The following is a 16181-nucleotide window of genomic DNA, read 5'->3' as shown; positions in this document are numbered from 1 at the left end:
CGTGCCCGACATCTGGTGGAAGGCCCACCCCCACGACCTGCACCGCCTGGTCGATCGCGTCTCCAGCGTCTACGTCGAACGCAGCCACGTCGACCGCGACGACAACGCCGTCGTCATCATCAACAAACGCGAGACCGTACGCGTCCCCGCCGCAATGATCGCCGTCATGCTGCTCGGACCCGGAACCCGCGTCACCCACCAGGCGATCGCGGTCCTCGCCGACTCCGGCACGGCGGTGTGCTGGGTCGGGGAACGAGGCGTACGGCTGTACGCCACCGGCATCGGCCCCGCACGCGGCGCCGGACTGTTGCACCGGCAGGCATGGCTGGTGACCCGACCCAAGGAACGACTCGCCGTCGCCCGCGCGATGTACGGCATGCGATTCCCCGGCGAGGACGTGTCCAAGACGACAATGCAGGTGCTGCGCGGACGCGAAGGCAGACGAATGCGCGACGTCTACAAGGCCGAATCGGAACGCACCGGAGTGCCGTGGAAACGCCGCGAATACCGCGCGGGCGACGCCTTCGCCGCCGGCGACGACGTCAACCGACTGTACTCCGCGGCGAACGCCGCACTGTACGGCATCAGCCACGCCGTCATCGTGGGCCTGGGCGCGAGCCCGGGCCTGGGCTTCGTCCACACCGGGACGGCAACGTCGTTCGTCCAGGACGTCGCGGACCTCTACAAGGCCGAATATTCCGTGCCGTTGGCCTTCGACCTGGCCGCGAAGGGACTCGTGGACGAACGCGACGCCCGCGTCGGCCTACGCGAACTGATCGTACGCGACAAGCTGTTGGGACGAATCGTGGACGACGTCAAGTCACTGCTGTCCCCCGAAGGAGTCGAAATCCCGGACGTCGAGACCAACGAACTCTGGGACGACCAAACGGGCACCGTCGCGGGCGGCGTCGACTACGGCGGGGACGACGCGCCGGACCTCGTCCGCGAGGCGTCGATGGGAGAGGACCACATCGCCATCCTGGGCCCCGACCTCGACGAACCCACCGAAGGCGGGAGACAGTGACGGTCATCGTGCTCATCGCCGCCCCGGAAGGCCTGCGCGGCCACCTCACCCGCTGGATGGTCGAAGTCAACGCCGGCGTCTTCGTCGGCACCCCCAGCCGACGAGTACGCGACCGCCTCTGGCAACTCCTGACCGAGCGCATCCGGGACGGACAGGCCGTGATGGCCGAACCGGCGAACAACGAACAGGGCTGGGCCGTTCGCACGGCCGGACGCGATCGCTGGCGACCGACGGACTTCGACGGACTGATCCTGTCGGCACGTCCCGGAAAGTGAAGACATCGACAGGCGTGGTGGCATGATGCAACTAAATGAAATCCGTGTTACCAGCCGGTAGAAGCCCAGGTCAGGCAGTGTTGGCCCCGCGCTCGCGGGGATCGCTCCCGCGAGTCCTTCATGAGGTGTGTGCCTTTCGGGTTGGCCCCGCGCTCGCGGGGATCGCTCCCGCCGAGTTCCTCGATGTGCGCGGCCTGCGCGGTTGGCCCCGCGCTCGCGGGGATCGCTCTCGCCGGGGCGGGGTGCGCGTGGCCTACCTGTTGTTGGCCCCGCGCTCGCGGGGATCGCTCTCGACCGTGGCCCCGACTCTCCTCGAGCACGCTGTTGGCCCCGCGCTCGCGGGGATCGCTCCCGTCGACGCCACGGGGACGGCTGGCTGTAGTTGTTGGCCCCGCGCTCGCGGGGATCGCTCCGACGTCGGGAAGTTGGTCCGCGCCTCCCGCAGGTTGGCCCCGCGCTCGCGGGGATCGCTCCTGCTGGTCGTCCCTGTGGCCGGAGGGGACACCGTTGGCCCCGCGCTCGCGGGGATCGCTCCGCGATGCTGAGGCCGACACCGATCTGCTTAGGGTTGGCCCCGCGCTCGCGGGGATCGCTCTCACGCCCCGCGGCCGCGTCGAGCGCTGACCACGTTGGCCCCGCGCTCGCGGGGATCGCTCCTCCCGCCGCGCGCCCACCGTCCGCTCCGACTCGTTGGCCCCGCGCTCGCGGGGATCGCTCCCGCACGACGTCGACGTCATCGCCCGAATCGGGGTTGGCCCCGCGCTCGCGGGGATCGCTCCAGGCACGGCGACGTGTGGGTCTCGGGCAGGAGGTTGGCCCCGCGCTCGCGGGGATCGCTCCGCGCCACGGTGTGGCTGAACTTGGCGCGGGCGGTTGGCCCCGCGCTCGCGGGGATCGCTCCCGACTCTCGGGGTCTAGCCGAGAGCCGGTTCTGTTGGCCCCGCGCTCGCGGGGATCGCTCCGCGGTAGCGCAGTACCAGCACGCGGCCCCGTCGTTGGCCCCGCGCTCGCGGGGATCGCTCCCGTTTTCGAATTCCCTTGCTGGCTCGCTCGTGGTTGGCCCCGCGCTCGCGGGGATCGCTCCACCCTTCGACCATGCTTCCTTCGGGTCCACGTGTTGGCCCCGCGCTCGCGGGGATCGCTCGTAGACCGCGAGCCGCTTCGGGTCGGTCATCCGGTTGGCCCCGCGCTCGCGGGGATCGCTCTTGGTTCGGGCGAACTGCTCTATCAGATAGGGGGTTGGCCCCGCGCTCGCGGGGATCGCTCCCCCGGCAAAAGCGGCCGGGGTTGACGGGGCACGTTGGCCCCGCGCTCGCGGGGATCGCTCCTCCGGGATCAAGACCCCCGATCGCATATGCAAGTTGGCCCCGCGCTCGCGGGGATCGCTCCAGCAGCGGGATGCCCCAGGAGCGGTCGAGCTTGTTGGCCCCGCGCTCGCGGGGATCGCTCGCTCGGTCACTCGACCGTGCGCCGCTACTTCAAGTTGGCCCCGCGCTCGCGGGGATCGCTCTCCGCGACCGCAGATCCGACAGGTCCACCTCGAGTTGGCCCCGCGCTCGCGGGGATCGCTCCGGCCTCGTGACCGGGCATTTCCCGGTGGACCCGTTGGCCCCGCGCTCGCGGGGATCGCTCCGCACGTCGGACGGCGGCCAAAAGTGCGTCACAGTTGGCCCCTCGCTCGCGGGGATCGCTCCACGAACTCCCTGCGGAGGAGCGGCTCTCCAGGGTTGGCCCCGCGCTCGCGGGGATCGCTCCGACCCGCCCGACATGCGACACACGTCCGGGGAGTTGGCCCCGCGCTCGCGGGGATCGCTCCCGCTCACAGATCGCGTCGAGTTCCTCGCGCGGGTTGGCCCCGCGCTCGCGGGGATCGCTCGTTCGGTACCCGATACGCCCAGGACGATGCACGGTTGGCCCCGCGCTCGCGGGGATCGCTCTCCCATGAGAACGGACCCCGCGTCTGATGATCGGTTGGCCCCGCGCTCGCGGGGATCGCTCTACGGGGTTCGCCCAGAACCGACCCACTGCGCTGTTGGCCCCGCGCTCGCGGGGATCGCTCCACCGCCCGCTCGTGCTCGCCCGCGCCCGTCGTGTTGGCCCCGCGCTCGCGGGGATCGCTCCCCCGGCCGGGTTGGCCGCCGTGGTTGGCCCCGCGCTCGCGGGGATCGCTCCGGGCCCCGACGCCGCGGCCGTTGCCGTCGACCGTTGGCCCCGCGCTCGCGGGGATCGCTCCTCACCATGGGCGGGTGACCCGGTGGCCGTATGGTTGGCCCCGCGCTCGCGGGGATCGCTCCACCCGTTCCGGGCGCGGCCTGTCCAGTACGGCGTTGGCCCCGCGCTCGCGGGGATCGCTCGATCGAGCGGGGCGAGCGCCCGCCGAGCCAGCAGTTGGCCCCGCGCTCGCGGGGATCGCTCCTGCACCACCATTCGTGCTGGTGTCGCGCCTGCGTTGGCCCCGCGCTCGCGGGGATCGCTCCATCTCGCGCGTGACCATCGCGTCCTCGGCCGCGTTGGCCCCCCGCTCGCGGGGCCGACGACCCGCACATCTGGCACGTCAGGGTCAGAGTCGGAACAGCCCCACGTTTGCGGGGCCGACCCCGGATGACCTGGGCATCTACGAGCGGGTAACAGCGCCTTCAATGGCCCACCTATGCGTCGGCTCCGGCGAGGCGGATCTGCTGCGACACCACGGTAGTTCACCCGACGGCCGCATCGGGGCTCGCCGAGTGGGGACCGTTCCGGACCGACCGACGCACGATTGGGGGCAGCCTCCGTCTTGGATGTAGGTCGGATCGAACTGCAGGCCCGCCGCTGCGCCGGACTGGCCATATTCCCGGACGTTGTCCCATCGGGAGGGACTCCCCGCCGTGCTCTCAGGCGATTCGGGGCGGATTCTTACGGTCGAGGCAGCGCAATTCCCGCGTTCGCGGGGCCACCCGTGGTGCGAAGCTGCGCGCCGGAGCAATCCCCGCTCACACGCGGCCGACCACCCTGGTCCCGACGGGACTTTCGCATGGGTCTGTCCCCCTGGCACTTCATACAGTGCTCTGGTTGCAGAGTACACACGTCTCCCAGGAGAACCGACGCAGTCGTGCCTGCTTCACATGCGTGGCTGTATCTCCGTAGTCGATGTTGAGATGGCGTCCGAGAACGACAATGGCCACGCTGTTCGCGCCTGCGGCCTTGAGTGCGGATGCCGCGGACTGGGCGTGATGGCCGGTGGTCCAGGTGTCGTCGATCAGGAGCACGTTCTCGCCTCGGACAGGCGAGGAGGTGTACCGCGATGAGGATGCGGTACGGCCGAGTTGGGCCGCGTTGGGCGTCGCGGTGAGAAGGTCGCGGTAACGGTCTCGGGTGACGCCCACCATGCCCGCGACGATCGTCCGTAAGGGATGGTCGACGCGGCCGCTGGTACTGGGCACGACGGTGACCGTTGTCAGACCGGGGACCGAGCAGTGTTCGGCGATGCAGCGCTCGTGACGTTCGAGGAAGCGCCACAGGACAGCCGCCAGGCCCGTCCTGAAGTACTCCTGCTGGGGTCCCACGGTGTTCTTGTATCGCCAGAGTTCGTTGGCGTACTGCTCGCGTTTGAGGGCCAGGCTGACGGGGATCACGGCGTCGGCCACGCCTGCCGCGAGGATTCCGCGTGCCTCGTGGCACGGCCAGCAGGTCGAGTACTCGGCCTTCGCCGGGCCCTTGCAGACCCGGCAGACGGCGGGCCCGGGCACCAGGGGGTGCACAAGGAAGTTGGCGTAGCGCGCGGACAGTTCGGCGACGGTTGCCACGTGTGTCCGCCCGCCTATGCCCAGGTCAGTTCGCCGGTGGTTGGGACGAGGGAGTCGATCCGTCGGAAGACGTCCTCGGGTCCGTCGATCACGGTGGTGTTCGGCCGGGCCGCGTAGTCGCGTGCCCAGGCGTGTGTCATCAACGATCGCATGAGGAAGACCCGGCGCCCGTGCTCCAGGGCGAGGCGGGCCTGCATGCGGGCGCCACTGCGGTAGGCGGCCTCGATCACCACCGTTGCGAGGCTGTAGCCGCTCATGACGGCGTTCCGCATCGGGAAGGAGGTCTTCGAGGGTGGTGCGTCCGGCCAGAACTGGGAGATGACCAGTCCGCGGTCGGCGATCTCCTGCTGCAGGCGAGCGTTCTGGGCCGGGTAGCAGCGGCGCAGTCCGGTTCCGATGACGGCGATGGTGCGGCCACCGGCCGCGAGCGCGGCGTGGTGGGCCGCGGTGTCGATGCCGGCGGCCAGGCCGGAGACGACGGTGACGCCCCGTTCCGCGAGCCCGCCGGCGATGGCGCCGGCGTGGTCGACCCCGTTCGGGGTCGGCGTTCGAGTGCCGACGACGGCGACCCGAAGATCGTCTTCGATGCTCGCGCCGCGCAGGAAGAGGAAGGGAGGGCGCTGGTGGACCAGTCGGAGGTACAGGGGGTATTCCTCGTCCAGGATGGTTACCAGCCGCATGCCGTCGCGTTCCCACGCGGCGATCTCGGCGACGATCGATTCCAGGTCCACGACGGGCTCCACGGCAAACAGGGCGCCCTGGCTTTCCGGCCTCTCCAGGACCTCTCGCGCGCTGCCGAGGGTTTCGACCTGGTCGGTGATCTCGGACCAGGAGCGGTCCGCCTGCCGCAGAAGGGCTACGAGAGCGGCACGCTCCAGCTCTTGATCCATGGCACAAGTATAGGAACCGACACCCCTGGAATTTGTCGAACAACTTTTCGATCCGATAACGCCGCGCAGCGTCTCGCGACCTGCGTGGTGGCCGGCGTCCACCCGACCAGGGATTGCAACGCTCTGGGTAACTTCGTCGTCGGTGCTGGCCCTGTATATGTCGATCTCCGGCTGGATTCGCTCATGCGATACCGCAGTGAAGCATCCCCGCGTTCGCGGGGCCGACGTACAGCGGCATGTCGAGCTGCATCGCGAGAAAGGACCATCCCCGCGCTCGCGGGGCCGACGGCACGGCGGCCGCCGTAGGCGAACACCCCGGGGGACCATCCCCGCGGACGCGGGGCCGACGTGCCCAGGGTGAGGGCGCCCGCGGTGGCGGTGGGACCATCCCCGCGGACGCGGGGCCGACCGCCTGTCCACGGCCACGGCCGGGGGCCGACAGGGACCATCCCCGCGGACGCGGGGCCGACCGACGCTGAAACCGCCCAGCCAGGTGATGCCCGGGACCATCCCCGCGGACGCGGGGCCGACTTCCGGGTTGACCTGCATGTTTGCGATCCCCTAGGACCATCCCCGCGGACGCGGGGCCGACCCCGCGGCCGCGCGTTCAAAGTTTCTCTACGGGGGACCATCCCCGCGGACGCGGGGCCGACCTCGCTGTAGTCCCGGCTGACGGCCGGGGCGAGGGACCATCCCCGCGGACGCGGGGCCGACACAGACACACGCACCTGGTACGGCACGGTCGAGGGACCATCCCCGCGGACGCGGGGCCGACGTGGTACGCCTGGCTGGCGGCTTCGGTGGCCTGGGACCATCCCCGCGGACGCGGGGCCGACACTCGATATCGGCCGCTAAAGTCCCGAAAAAAGGGACCATCCCCGCGGACGCGGGGCCGACCGTCGCCTGCCCCTTCGGGAGAACGTCGAGACGGGACCATCCCCGCGGACGCGGGGCCGACCCCGACCTGCGCAAACCGCCACACCTTGATCCAGGACCATCCCCGCGGACGCGGGGCCGACGGTGCCGGCGGCGACGGTGCTGGTCGTCATGCTGGACCATCCCCGCGGACGCGGGGCCGACACGACATCCCCTCGCGTACACGGCCACGACGCCGGACCATCCCCGCGGACGCGGGGCCGACGTGGCATCTATCAGGACCGGAGCACTACGTGACGGGACCATCCCCGCGGACGCGGGGCCGACGAGCCGGGCGGGGATCCAGCCGGATCCGGCGGAGGACCATCCCCGCGGACGCGGGGCCGACTGCGGGGTGACCTTGGCGCGGGCGAACATCGAGGGACCATCCCCGCGGACGCGGGGCCGACCCGCAGTCGTTCGGATCGCAGCACGCCCGCGGGGGACCATCCCCGCGGACGCGGGGCCGACGTCCGGTGTCAACTCCAGGCGGGTTTCCTGGAGGGACCATCCCCGCGGACGCGGGGCCGACGTCCACTGCGGTGTCCTCGACGCCGTCAGGGAGGGACCATCCCCGCGGACGCGGGGCCGACGCGCCCTCGTCGATGATGACCAGCAGGAACCGGGGACCATCCCCGCGGACGCGGGGCCGACCTTGCGCGCCTTCGCTGCCGCTTCGCGCACCTGGGACCATCCCCGCGGACGCGGGGCCGACTCGGCGCTGGTGCCCGGCACCACCGGGCGGACGGGACCATCCCCGCGGACGCGGGGCCGACGCCGGGGTCGGCACCGCGCGAACCTTGGCGCCGGGACCATCCCCGCGGACGCGGGGCCGACTGCCGGACGGGTTGGTGTCGGAGAGGCCCGGGGGGACCATCCCCGCGGACGCGGGGCCGACCTGGGGGTGGCGTCAAGGCCGTCCCGCAGCGCCGGACCATCCCCGCGGACGCGGGGCCGACACTGGATGACCTGGGGTTCTACCGGTGGGTAACGCCGTTTTCATTTAGTTGCATCTTGCCACCTGCTGCTGGCCTGTCGCGAAGCCGACCACACTTCAACCGCACGGTAGTTCACCCGACAGGCTCCTCATCGCACTTCCGCGGACTCCGTGAAAACGACGACCGAGTCCCGGCTGCGCCGCGGCCGGCGGCCGGACGGGCCACGGGCGAACCGACGACGGTGAGCGACGGCACCCAACTCGAGGGCGCCTCCGCGCCTGCGCGGGGCCGACATCCTCGCCGGACGCTTCCGCGACTCGTGCTCCTCGTGGATCGCGGCAGCACCGCCGGCCTGATCGTTGGCGGGCAGTTCCGGGTCGGCATCATCTCGGCATGACCCCAGCAGCCCTTCCCCGAACGGTGCGCGCCGTCGACACCGACCAACTCCTGGCTCTGCAACAGGACGCCGCGGCCTGCGGCTTCAGCCAAAGGCTCGAAGTCGCCCGGCTCCGGGAACACCTCGCCGCGGGGGCGACGCACTACCTCTTCCCCCTGCTCGTGCACGAGCTCGGCCATCGGCCCGAAGTGTCGCCCCAGTGGCGATGCCGACTCCTGCTGACCGTCGGCACCGGCGAACGGATCCTGGGCCTGCTCGACGTCCTTCCCGACACCTTCGACGAGATCCCGGAGACCTTGGACACCGCAGCGAAATCGGACATCGCCCGCCGCATGGATCAAGCCGTCAGCGTGCGCGAGTGGTCGGACCGGACGGCCGGAACCGCGACCCTTGCAGGGGACTGACCGGCGTGCGAACCCAGCCCGGCACTCCGTCACGGGCATGGGGGCGTGTGCGCTTGGTCGATGCGGTTCGACAGAATCGGTGGCATGACGCGAACGGTGCTCCCCGACGGCTGGACTCTTCAGCGGCTGCGTGAGGTATCCGGTGATCGGGAGGCCGTCGTCCTGGATCCGCGGCGCGTCGTGACGTACTTGGGCTGGCCGGCGCCGGACGAGGTCCTGCAGCCGGAAATCGTTCTGGGTTTCCACAGCCTTTGCGTCGTGAAGGCCATCGACGATGACGACTGGTACATGGGCACCCTCAACGACGACGGCACCGTCGGGTGCTGGAGCGCATACGCCGACCTCTGGAACGCACTTCGCGGACTCTGATCACGCTCACGGCATCGACGAGCCGCACGGGCGAAGCGAAGACCTCACCGACTCAACCTCATCCCTGTGCCAAGCACATCCCCGCCTGCGCGGGGCCGACGCGGCGCCGGGCGAGTTCGCCTTGCCACAGGGGCAGCATGTCTGCGAGCGCCTGGAGGTTGCCGTTGGCGTTGGCCTCGTTGAGGGCGGCCTGGTATTCCTCTTCGAACTCCATGCGCAGGTCGTCGGGGAGTTCGGCGCGCAGCTCGGCGGGGGTGGCGTGTTCGGGGCCACCGAAGCCGATGGTGTGCTGGGGCCGGCGGGGGTCGGTGGTCTGCTCGTCCATGTGCCCAGCGTGGCATCGCTGCCGCGGTGACCGGAAGCTGGCGCACTCGCGTGGGGTACGCGACCCAGTGTGCGCTCTGCGGCTACGCGTCGGTGTCGGGCGGCGGGAGGATGCCCGCCGCGACGGCGGCGCGAACCCAGTCGCGGGCCTGCTGGATGAGCGTGTCGGGGTTGTCTTTGCCGAGCCACAGCCAGTCTTCGCGGGTGCCGCCGGTGGGGAGTCGCCAGCGGGCTTGGGCGAGGGCGCGGACGCGGCGGTCGGTGTAGTGGACGCGTGCGGCGGCTGCGGGGTCGAGCGTGATGGTTTCGATTCTGGTGTCGTCCATGGGCTTCAGGGTGGCATGCCCGCGGGGGCGGGTGTGCCCGAACTGCCGGGTGCGCCCGGCGGCTCTGGGGGCCGCTACCACCACCCCGATGGGGATCCGGTTGCCCGGTTCCGGCCGGGCCCGGCAGCCGCAGGGGTGCGTCGATGCTACGACTGGTCAGTTGACCGGCGCCGCTCCGTGGCCTTCGGCGATGGAGTCGATCCATCGCGCGAGGACGAAGTCCCGGTCGGTCAGCTTGTTGTCGGCGTCGTGCGTGGTGATCGAGAACCGGATCCGCTGCCACGTGATGTGGATGTCGGGGTGGTGCCTGATTTCCCGAGCCTTCGCGCCGACGTACATCGCCAGGTGCAGGGTCTCGTGGTACGCCTGCGCGTACGTCCGCTCGATCGCGTCCCCGACCCGCCGCCAGCCGGGCAACTCGGCGAGAGCACTGGTGATCTGGTCGTCGGTCAGTGGCGTGAGTGCCATGTCCACCCCCATGTCGTCAGAGGCCGATCGTAGCCAGCAACTCGGCGAGGTCGCGCCCGTATGCGTGGTCGGCCCAGGGCTGCATCCTGTCGCGGAGCATCGCCAACTCGGCGCGGGTGCGCGCGGATCCGGTGCTGGTGCCGACCAGGGTCGCCCGCCCGGCGAGGTAAAGAGCCCGTTCCGGTTCGCCGGCCGCGGCGGCGACGGCGGCGTGCCGGGCCTGGAAGACGGCGACGTCGCGGCGTTGCGTGTCGGGCATTGCGGCGAGGACTCGCGTCCAGACGCGGTCGGCTTCGCGGATGGCGTCGGGGTTCTGGATCCGCCCGTAGCAGGTGGCGCGTTGGACGTCGATGTATCCGGGGGTGCGGCGGCAGGCGTCGCCCCAGGGCAGGTCGTCGTCGATGCGTTCGACGAGCTGCTGGGCTTCGCCGAGGAGGGCGTCGACGCCGGCGCGGTCGCCCGCGAGGGAGCGGCCGTGGGCGCCGTGGACGGAGGCGATGACGCGCACCTTGGGGGCGAGGGCTCGCGGGTCGGCGAGGGCCGCGTCGGCGAGGTCGACGGCGCCGGACCCGTCCCCTATATCCACGCACAGGCTGGCCTTGTTCGCGAGGGCGTAGCCGACGAGCTGGTGGTCGCGGGAGCGGTGGGCCATGTCGAGGGTGATGTCGCGCCACCGGATCGAGGAGGCGTGGTCGCCGGCGTCCTGGTGGAGCCAGCCGAGGAGGGCGGCGTAGGCGGCGCCGACTCGCAGGAGGTCGCGCCGCAGCTTGCCCGCGGCGGCCGACGACAGGTCGCAGATGAGTTGGTGCTGTGCGGTGACGGTGGCGACGAGCTGGTGCGGGCCGAGGAGCATGTCCGCCCGGTAGTGGCCCTGGAGTTGCTCGCGGAAGTAGAGCACGAGCGCTGGGTCGACCGGCTGGCGGGATGCGGGCGCACGTGCCGGGGAGGGCGGCGGCGTGAGAGCGGACGCGGTCCCGGTGATGGCGCCGGCGACGAAGTTCCTGCGGAGCACGTTGGTCCTGTCTGGGGCGGCGATGGATAGCTGCTCCAGCGTCAAGGAGGAGAGCACCGCCGGCGCCTCATTGTCCGCTTCAGCGGCTTGTCTGTCCGCTTCGTCGGCGAGGCGCCACGCTCTGACGAGGACGCCGCCGGTGTCGAGGATGGTGTCGAGACGTGCGGCGAGGTCCTCGTCGCACCGCCGCTCGGCCTTCTCGATCTTCCCGATCAGATCGCCGCTGACGTGCACCAATTCTCCGAGGTGGCTCTGTGTGAGCCGTGCGCGCTTGCGCCAGTGACGCAGTTCGGCACCGAGGTGGTGCCGCGGGGATCGGGAGCCGTCGAGGGGGCGGAGGGGGTACGGCATGGCGGCCTCGTCCTCGTGAAGCGGACAGGCTCGGCGTCCGGATCAGACCGTGGACGTCGAGGGGGTATGGCCCGCTGAATGGTCACAAGCTTTCCCCAGTACACACCCTCGATGACCTGTGTCGGGGGCGCACGACGGAATGGAGGCGGTCCCCGTGCCGCGGAGCGACATCGTCGTCCAGGTGAGCGTCACCGATTCGGGTGACTCGCAGCGTCCGCACCGCGTCTCGCTGCCCGGTCGCCCCGATCTGGACGTGTCGCGCGCCGAGTTGACCGTCTTGGTCCACGAGGCCCGGATGTGCCTGATGCGTACGGCGCCGCCGACGGGGATCGGCCGGATCTCGAACTCGGGCGGCTGAGCCCCGCCCGACGCCGCCCGCGATCGATCCGCGGCGGCACCCCCGGCTGTTTGCTCTTCGCCCGGCAGACGGCCCGGCCCGGCGGCTTGGTAGACCGCCGGGCCCTCGACTCCGGTCCCGCCGCCACCGGTGCGGTAGCGGGGCCGGTCGCGTCGCCCGCCCTTTCGTTCGACGGGCGACCTGGCCCGGTGGCGCTGGTATCGCCGCCGGGCCCCCATACCTCGCCCGGCCGCCAGAGCTGTCCGGCCGGGCGAGGCATCACCACTCACCGCCCGCACCACGGAGACGAGGCCATGCCCGAGCGCGACTGGACGCTGCGCGAGTACACCTACGACCCCGACCTGCTCATCGCGCACTACGAGTTGCCCGACGGGTCGTACGAGTCCGAGGCGCTCGCAGTCCCCCACGGCTCGGTCCCCGCACTCATTCAGGCGGTCCTGGCGCACGCGGACCAGAACGAGCGCACCGACATCCTGCGCGCGGAGGTCAAGCGGAACGACGAAGCCATGGCCGCCAGATACAGGGCGATGCCCGTGCCGGACTGGCTGCCTGCGGCCTACCGCGAGGGTCACACGCTCCGGTGACCGACCCCAGTCCTACTTCCCACCGGTCCGCTGGCAGCAGCAGGTCATCGACGGCTGCTGGCTGTCCGTCCCGCGTTTACCTGATGACCCTGACAACCAGGAGGACCGAGCCGATGGCCATGCCCAGCAGGCCCGCCTCCCCGCCGCGGCCGTATGTGCCCTCGCACCGACGCTCGGACACTCCAAATAGACGCTGATGTACGGGGAGCATTCCCGCGTTCGCGGGGTCGACCCGGGCACTCGCCCGAGTCGGCACGGGATTGGAGGAGCATCCCCGTGTTCGGCGGGGCCGACGTCCGCAGGTCGGTCGAGCCCAGGTTGCTGACGGGACCATCCCCAGCGCTCGCGGGCCGACTCGAGGCGGTGCGAGAACCTGACGTCGCTCGGGGGGAATCCCGCGTTCGCGGGGCCGACTTCGAGGACGATGTCGCGCGCGCCAGCTGACTTCGTCCACGCGGACAACGCGTCCTGCGAGGTCCATCTCCGTGTTCGCGAGGCCGACAGCCAATCCGGTCCCGCGGCCGCGGGGCCAACTCCAACAGGAACAAGGTCACGGAGTGGTACGGGGGCTCATCCCCGCGGTCGCGGGGCCGACGCAGCATGGTGCAAGGCGTCCGTTCGCGGGGCCGACGGGGTCAAGGGCCAAGCGGTGATGGTCGAGGCGGGCTCATCCCCGCGTTCGCGGGGCCGACAACTCCTGGGCTCCGCGCTTGGCCAGCGCCAGGGGGAGCATCCCCGCGTTCGCGGGGCCGACATCGACGTCCTGCCGAAGTCCTCCTCCAGCATGGGAGCATCCCCGCGTTCGCGGGGCCGACCGATCGTGAGCTTGGCGGGCATGGGCGTCTCCCGGAGCATCCCCGCGTTCGCGGGGCCGACCAAACTCTCCGGCGCCGGCCCGTGGCCGCGCGCGGGGAGCATCCCCGCGTTCGCGGGGCCGACTCGGAGGAGAGTTTGGGGAGGTCGGAGATCGGCGGAGCATCCCCGCGTTCGCGGGGCCGACACGCGGTCTCTGCTGGAGATCATCTGGGACCTGGGAGCATCCCCGCGTTCGCGGGGCCGACCCCAAGGCCACGCGCAAGGCGAAGAAGCCCGCGGGAGCATCCCCGCGTTCGCGGGGCCGACATCCTCTCGCGGCGGGGCGACACGCGCGGCGGCGGAGCATCCCCGCGTTCGCGGGGCCGACGCGGCCACCCTGGGCGCGTACAAGGGCAAGTGGGGAGCATCCCCGCGTTCGCGGGGCCGACGCGGCCACCCTGGGCGCGTACAAGGGCAAGTGGGGAGCATCCCCGCGTTCGCGGGGCCGACCTGTCGAGGGAGTGGTAGAAGGACCCGGTCGGGGGAGCATCCCCGCGTTCGCGGGGCCGACGCCGACTTGCGCAGCTCGGTCGCGGTCATCGGCGGAGCATCCCCGCGTTCGCGGGGCCGACCCGGGTCCGCCGATCGAGTCGATCGGCGAGACGGGAGCATCCCCGCGTTCGCGGGGCCGACCGGCTGCCGTCCGGGGCGCACTTCCATCCCTCGGGAGCATCCCCGCGTTCGCGGGGCCGACTGTCCTCTCCCGGCCGCCATCGGGCGACCTGTGGGAGCATCCCCGCGTTCGCGGGGCCGACGCCCAGGGGGAAGTCGAAGGCGGCGGCGAGCCCGGAGCATCCCCGCGTTCGCGGGGCCGACTCCTCCCGACGCCGCGCGAGGGTCGCGAGCATGGGAGCATCCCCGCGTTCGCGGGGCCGACGGTTCGGACATGGGCTTCGTCCTCCCCTCCGCCGGAGCATCCCCGCGTTCGCGGGGCCGACAGCACGACCAACCGGGATCGGGTGATCGAGGCGGGAGCATCCCCGCGTTCGCGGGGCCGACGCCGACCAGCGCGGCGTTCACGGCCTCGTCGAGGGAGCATCCCCGCGTTCGCGGGGCCGACCGGTCGCGGTCGGTGGCGGGTACCCAGAATCGGGGAGCATCCCCGCGTTCGCGGGGCCGACACCGCGTGCGGCTGACCGTGCGGGACCGCCGGAGGAACATCCCCGCGTTCGCGGGGCCGACGCGGGCGTGCAACGCCTTCTGGGCCGCTTCGAGGGAGCATCCCCGCGTTCGCGGGGCCGACGCCCCACCGGTGAGGTGGCGCCGACCCCGTCCGGGAGCATCCCCGCGTTCGCGGGGCCGACGCCGCCATCAACGCACGCAACCGCGAACTGGTGGGAGCATCCCCGCGTTCGCGGGGCCGACCCTGGATGACCTGGGGTTCTACCAGTGGGTAACACCGATTTTGTTCAGTTGCATCTTGCCACCTGTTGTCGGCTGTCACGGAGCGGATCTTTTTCGGCCCCACGGTAGTTCACCCGGAAGGGCCGGCCGAGCGGCGAGCCCGAGACGTGGTCTCGCGTTCGCGGGGGCCGGGCCGACTCGGCCAGTGCTGGGAGTTGACGTACATCTCCACACCACCCCCACGTGATCGTTTGTCGGTCTCGGCTGATATGGATGCAACGGTGCGCAATGGCACCGAAGTTCACGGCCCGGCCGCCGACATCGGCCGGGATTCTCTGCATCCCCGAAAGGTCTGACGTGACCACGCCCGTACTCGCGTCGCCCACCACCGGCCCCGACCTGGTCATGACGCCCCGAGGCAACGCGGACGTCCGCGGCCCCGCGAACTTCGAGAACTCGATCGTGCGCGGTGTCCTCCTCGCGCACCACGCCGCGCATCTCGGACCCGACGCGGGCGTATTGAAGGGGCTCTATCCGGGCGGGGTCGCCTACCTGTGGGGAGCCACGCCGTGCAACGTCCCCGGACACCAGAAGACACAGGCCATCGCCCAACGCAAGGCGGGCGACCATCTCCTCGTCTACGCCGAAAAGAAGATCATCGCCCGCGCGCTGATCGTCCACTGCCTCGACAACGCTCCCCTCGCCCGGTCCGTCTGGGGACAGACCAACGGGCAGACGTGGCAGCACATCATGGCCCTGGACGAGATCGAACTCCTCGACGACGTCCCCGCGGCGGGGATCCTCCAGCCGCTCGTCAGGCAGGACTTCCTTCGCAGCCTCGTCCGCCGGACCCACCAGGAATACCGCTCGATCGCCCACCTGCTTCCCCCGCACCTGAGCGTGATTCCCACCGGTCGAACGCGGCCGGGACCCGACATCCCCGCCCAGTTGGGCTCCGGACCGGTACCCGCGGGTCCCACACGGCGCACCACACAGACCGGCCAGCGCACCGTCCGCAACACCGCCCGGTCCGAACGCGTACGCGACCACTACAAACACACCTGCCAGATCTGCCAGCGCTCCATGCGCACCGCGACCGGTCACACCAGCGAGGGCGCACACTTCCGGGCCCTCGAACACGACGGCCCCGACCACGAGACCAACATCGGCTGCCTCTGCGCGTACTGCCACACCGAATACGACGCGGGCGGCATCTACATCGACGACGACCTGGTCGTGCGTTCGGGCTCGACCGGCGTTCGGGAACGCGACCTCCACGTGTCCAGGGCACACCCCATCGACCGGGACCACCTCCGCTTCCACCGCGCGTGGTTCGGTTTCGACACCCACCCCGACGTCGACCCGGCCAGGCTCAAGCCCGGATGGCCCAAGCCGTAACGCGACGTCCGAGCGGTCGGGTTCCGCCTCGGAGGCGACGGGCCGCAGATATGCCCGGCTTTTCGACGGTGAGGTGCCCTTGATCTTCCGGACAGCGACCCGCGTAGGGTTGCAGGTAACCGGAAAGAGAAAGCACGTGCCGCCAAGATATACACAGCAGTTCA

The 16181-nt window shown here is 71.1% G+C and carries 13 protein-coding genes and 3 CRISPR repeat arrays; of the genes, 7 read left to right on the top strand and 6 right to left on the bottom strand.

The window, feature by feature from the left end:
• Position 1 precedes the first annotated feature (1 nt).
• On the top strand, positions 2-1024 hold the full coding sequence (gene cas1e / locus ACZ4FV_RS32480; RefSeq protein ID WP_465323930.1) for a type I-E CRISPR-associated endonuclease Cas1e: 1023 nt from the start codon (positions 2-4) through the stop codon (positions 1022-1024).
• Positions 1021-1299, top strand: a complete 279-nt coding sequence (gene cas2e / locus ACZ4FV_RS32475; RefSeq protein WP_380014033.1) for a type I-E CRISPR-associated endoribonuclease Cas2e — start codon at positions 1021-1023, stop codon at positions 1297-1299. Before cas1e ends, cas2e begins: the two co-directional genes overlap by 4 nt.
• Positions 1300-1378: 79 nt before the next feature.
• A CRISPR array of direct repeats spans positions 1379-3776; the repeat unit is 29 nt; unit sequence GTTGGCCCCGCGCTCGCGGGGATCGCTCC.
• Positions 3777-4334: 558 nt separating this feature from the next.
• Here the strand turns inward: cas2e and ACZ4FV_RS32470 are convergent.
• Positions 4335-5084, bottom strand: coding sequence for a hypothetical protein (locus ACZ4FV_RS32470; RefSeq protein ID WP_465323929.1), 750 nt, complete (start codon positions 5082-5084; stop codon positions 4335-4337).
• A 14-nt stretch (positions 5085-5098) separates the two neighbouring features.
• On the bottom strand, positions 5099-5974 hold the full coding sequence (locus tag ACZ4FV_RS32465; protein WP_465323928.1) for a DNA-processing protein DprA: 876 nt from the start codon (positions 5972-5974) through the stop codon (positions 5099-5101).
• 197 nt (positions 5975-6171) lie between these two features.
• Positions 6172-7848: direct repeats of the CRISPR family, unit length 29 nt; unit sequence GGGACCATCCCCGCGGACGCGGGGCCGAC.
• Between the two features lie 372 nt (positions 7849-8220).
• On the opposite strand from ACZ4FV_RS32465, the gene ACZ4FV_RS32460 reads away from it, so the two are divergent.
• Together ACZ4FV_RS32460 and ACZ4FV_RS32455 are read left to right on the top strand one after the other, a co-directional pair.
• The gene (locus ACZ4FV_RS32460; protein WP_465323927.1) at positions 8221-8628 is read left to right on the top strand and encodes a hypothetical protein; all 408 of its coding nucleotides are present in this window, start codon (positions 8221-8223) and stop codon (positions 8626-8628) included.
• An 84-nt stretch (positions 8629-8712) separates the two neighbouring features.
• A complete protein-coding gene (locus ACZ4FV_RS32455; RefSeq protein ID WP_465323926.1) occupies positions 8713-8997 on the top strand; it encodes a hypothetical protein in 285 nt (94 codons plus the stop codon).
• 58 nt (positions 8998-9055) lie between these two features.
• Here the strand turns inward: ACZ4FV_RS32455 and ACZ4FV_RS32450 are convergent, their stop codons facing one another.
• From ACZ4FV_RS32450 to ACZ4FV_RS32435, 4 genes are all read right to left on the bottom strand, one after another.
• Positions 9056-9322: a DUF6247 family protein gene (locus ACZ4FV_RS32450; RefSeq protein WP_465323925.1), complete on the bottom strand. Its 267-nt coding sequence runs from the start codon at positions 9320-9322 to the stop codon at positions 9056-9058.
• 82 nt (positions 9323-9404) lie between these two features.
• The gene (locus ACZ4FV_RS32445; protein ID WP_465323924.1) at positions 9405-9647 is read right to left on the bottom strand and encodes a hypothetical protein; all 243 of its coding nucleotides are present in this window, start codon (positions 9645-9647) and stop codon (positions 9405-9407) included.
• A gap of 156 nt (positions 9648-9803) precedes the next feature.
• Positions 9804-10115, bottom strand: a complete 312-nt coding sequence (locus tag ACZ4FV_RS32440; RefSeq protein ID WP_465323923.1) for a 4a-hydroxytetrahydrobiopterin dehydratase — start codon at positions 10113-10115, stop codon at positions 9804-9806.
• Between the two features lie 16 nt (positions 10116-10131).
• A complete protein-coding gene (locus ACZ4FV_RS32435) occupies positions 10132-11478 on the bottom strand; it encodes a helix-turn-helix domain-containing protein (RefSeq protein WP_465323922.1) in 1347 nt (448 codons plus the stop codon).
• A gap of 181 nt (positions 11479-11659) precedes the next feature.
• Here ACZ4FV_RS32435 and ACZ4FV_RS32430 point away from each other — a divergent pair, with 181 nt between their 5' ends.
• The 3 genes from ACZ4FV_RS32430 to ACZ4FV_RS32420 all read left to right on the top strand — a co-directional run bounded on the left by ACZ4FV_RS32430 (position 11660) and on the right by ACZ4FV_RS32420 (position 16017).
• Positions 11660-11836 carry a hypothetical protein gene (locus ACZ4FV_RS32430; protein WP_465323921.1) on the top strand — a complete coding sequence of 59 codons (177 nt, stop codon included), beginning with the start codon at positions 11660-11662 and terminating at the stop codon, positions 11834-11836.
• Between the two features lie 293 nt (positions 11837-12129).
• Positions 12130-12420: a hypothetical protein gene (locus ACZ4FV_RS32425; protein ID WP_465323920.1), complete on the top strand. Its 291-nt coding sequence runs from the start codon at positions 12130-12132 to the stop codon at positions 12418-12420.
• A gap of 386 nt (positions 12421-12806) precedes the next feature.
• Positions 12807-14640: a CRISPR direct-repeat array (repeat unit 28 nt; unit sequence GGAGCATCCCCGCGTTCGCGGGGCCGAC).
• A 336-nt stretch (positions 14641-14976) separates the two neighbouring features.
• Positions 14977-16017 (top strand): hypothetical protein, encoded by a 1041-nt coding sequence (locus tag ACZ4FV_RS32420; RefSeq protein ID WP_465323919.1) that lies wholly within the window; start codon positions 14977-14979, stop codon positions 16015-16017.
• Positions 16018-16181: the final 164 nt, after the last annotated feature.

The sequence above is a fragment of the Embleya sp. NPDC025285 genome (genome assembly GCF_055558835.1).
Note: the sequence above shows the minus strand (reverse complement) of the source record. Positions and strands in the feature narration are given on the sequence as shown.

Excerpts from the sequence above, each read along its gene's own strand:
- ACZ4FV_RS32465 (WP_465323928.1), bottom strand. The coding sequence starts at position 5,974 with ATGGATCAAGAGCTGGAGCGTGCCGCTCTCGTAGCCCTTCTGCGGCAG.
- ACZ4FV_RS32460 (WP_465323927.1), top strand. The coding sequence starts at position 8,221 with ATGACCCCAGCAGCCCTTCCCCGAACGGTGCGCGCCGTCGACACCGAC.
- ACZ4FV_RS32455 (WP_465323926.1), top strand. The coding sequence starts at position 8,713 with ATGACGCGAACGGTGCTCCCCGACGGCTGGACTCTTCAGCGGCTGCGT.
- ACZ4FV_RS32450 (WP_465323925.1), bottom strand. The coding sequence starts at position 9,322 with ATGGACGAGCAGACCACCGACCCCCGCCGGCCCCAGCACACCATCGGC.
- ACZ4FV_RS32445 (WP_465323924.1), bottom strand. The coding sequence starts at position 9,647 with ATGGACGACACCAGAATCGAAACCATCACGCTCGACCCCGCAGCCGCC.
- ACZ4FV_RS32440 (WP_465323923.1), bottom strand. The coding sequence starts at position 10,115 with ATGGCACTCACGCCACTGACCGACGACCAGATCACCAGTGCTCTCGCC.
- ACZ4FV_RS32435 (WP_465323922.1), bottom strand. The coding sequence starts at position 11,478 with ATGCCGTACCCCCTCCGCCCCCTCGACGGCTCCCGATCCCCGCGGCAC.
- ACZ4FV_RS32425 (WP_465323920.1), top strand. The coding sequence starts at position 12,130 with ATGCCCGAGCGCGACTGGACGCTGCGCGAGTACACCTACGACCCCGAC.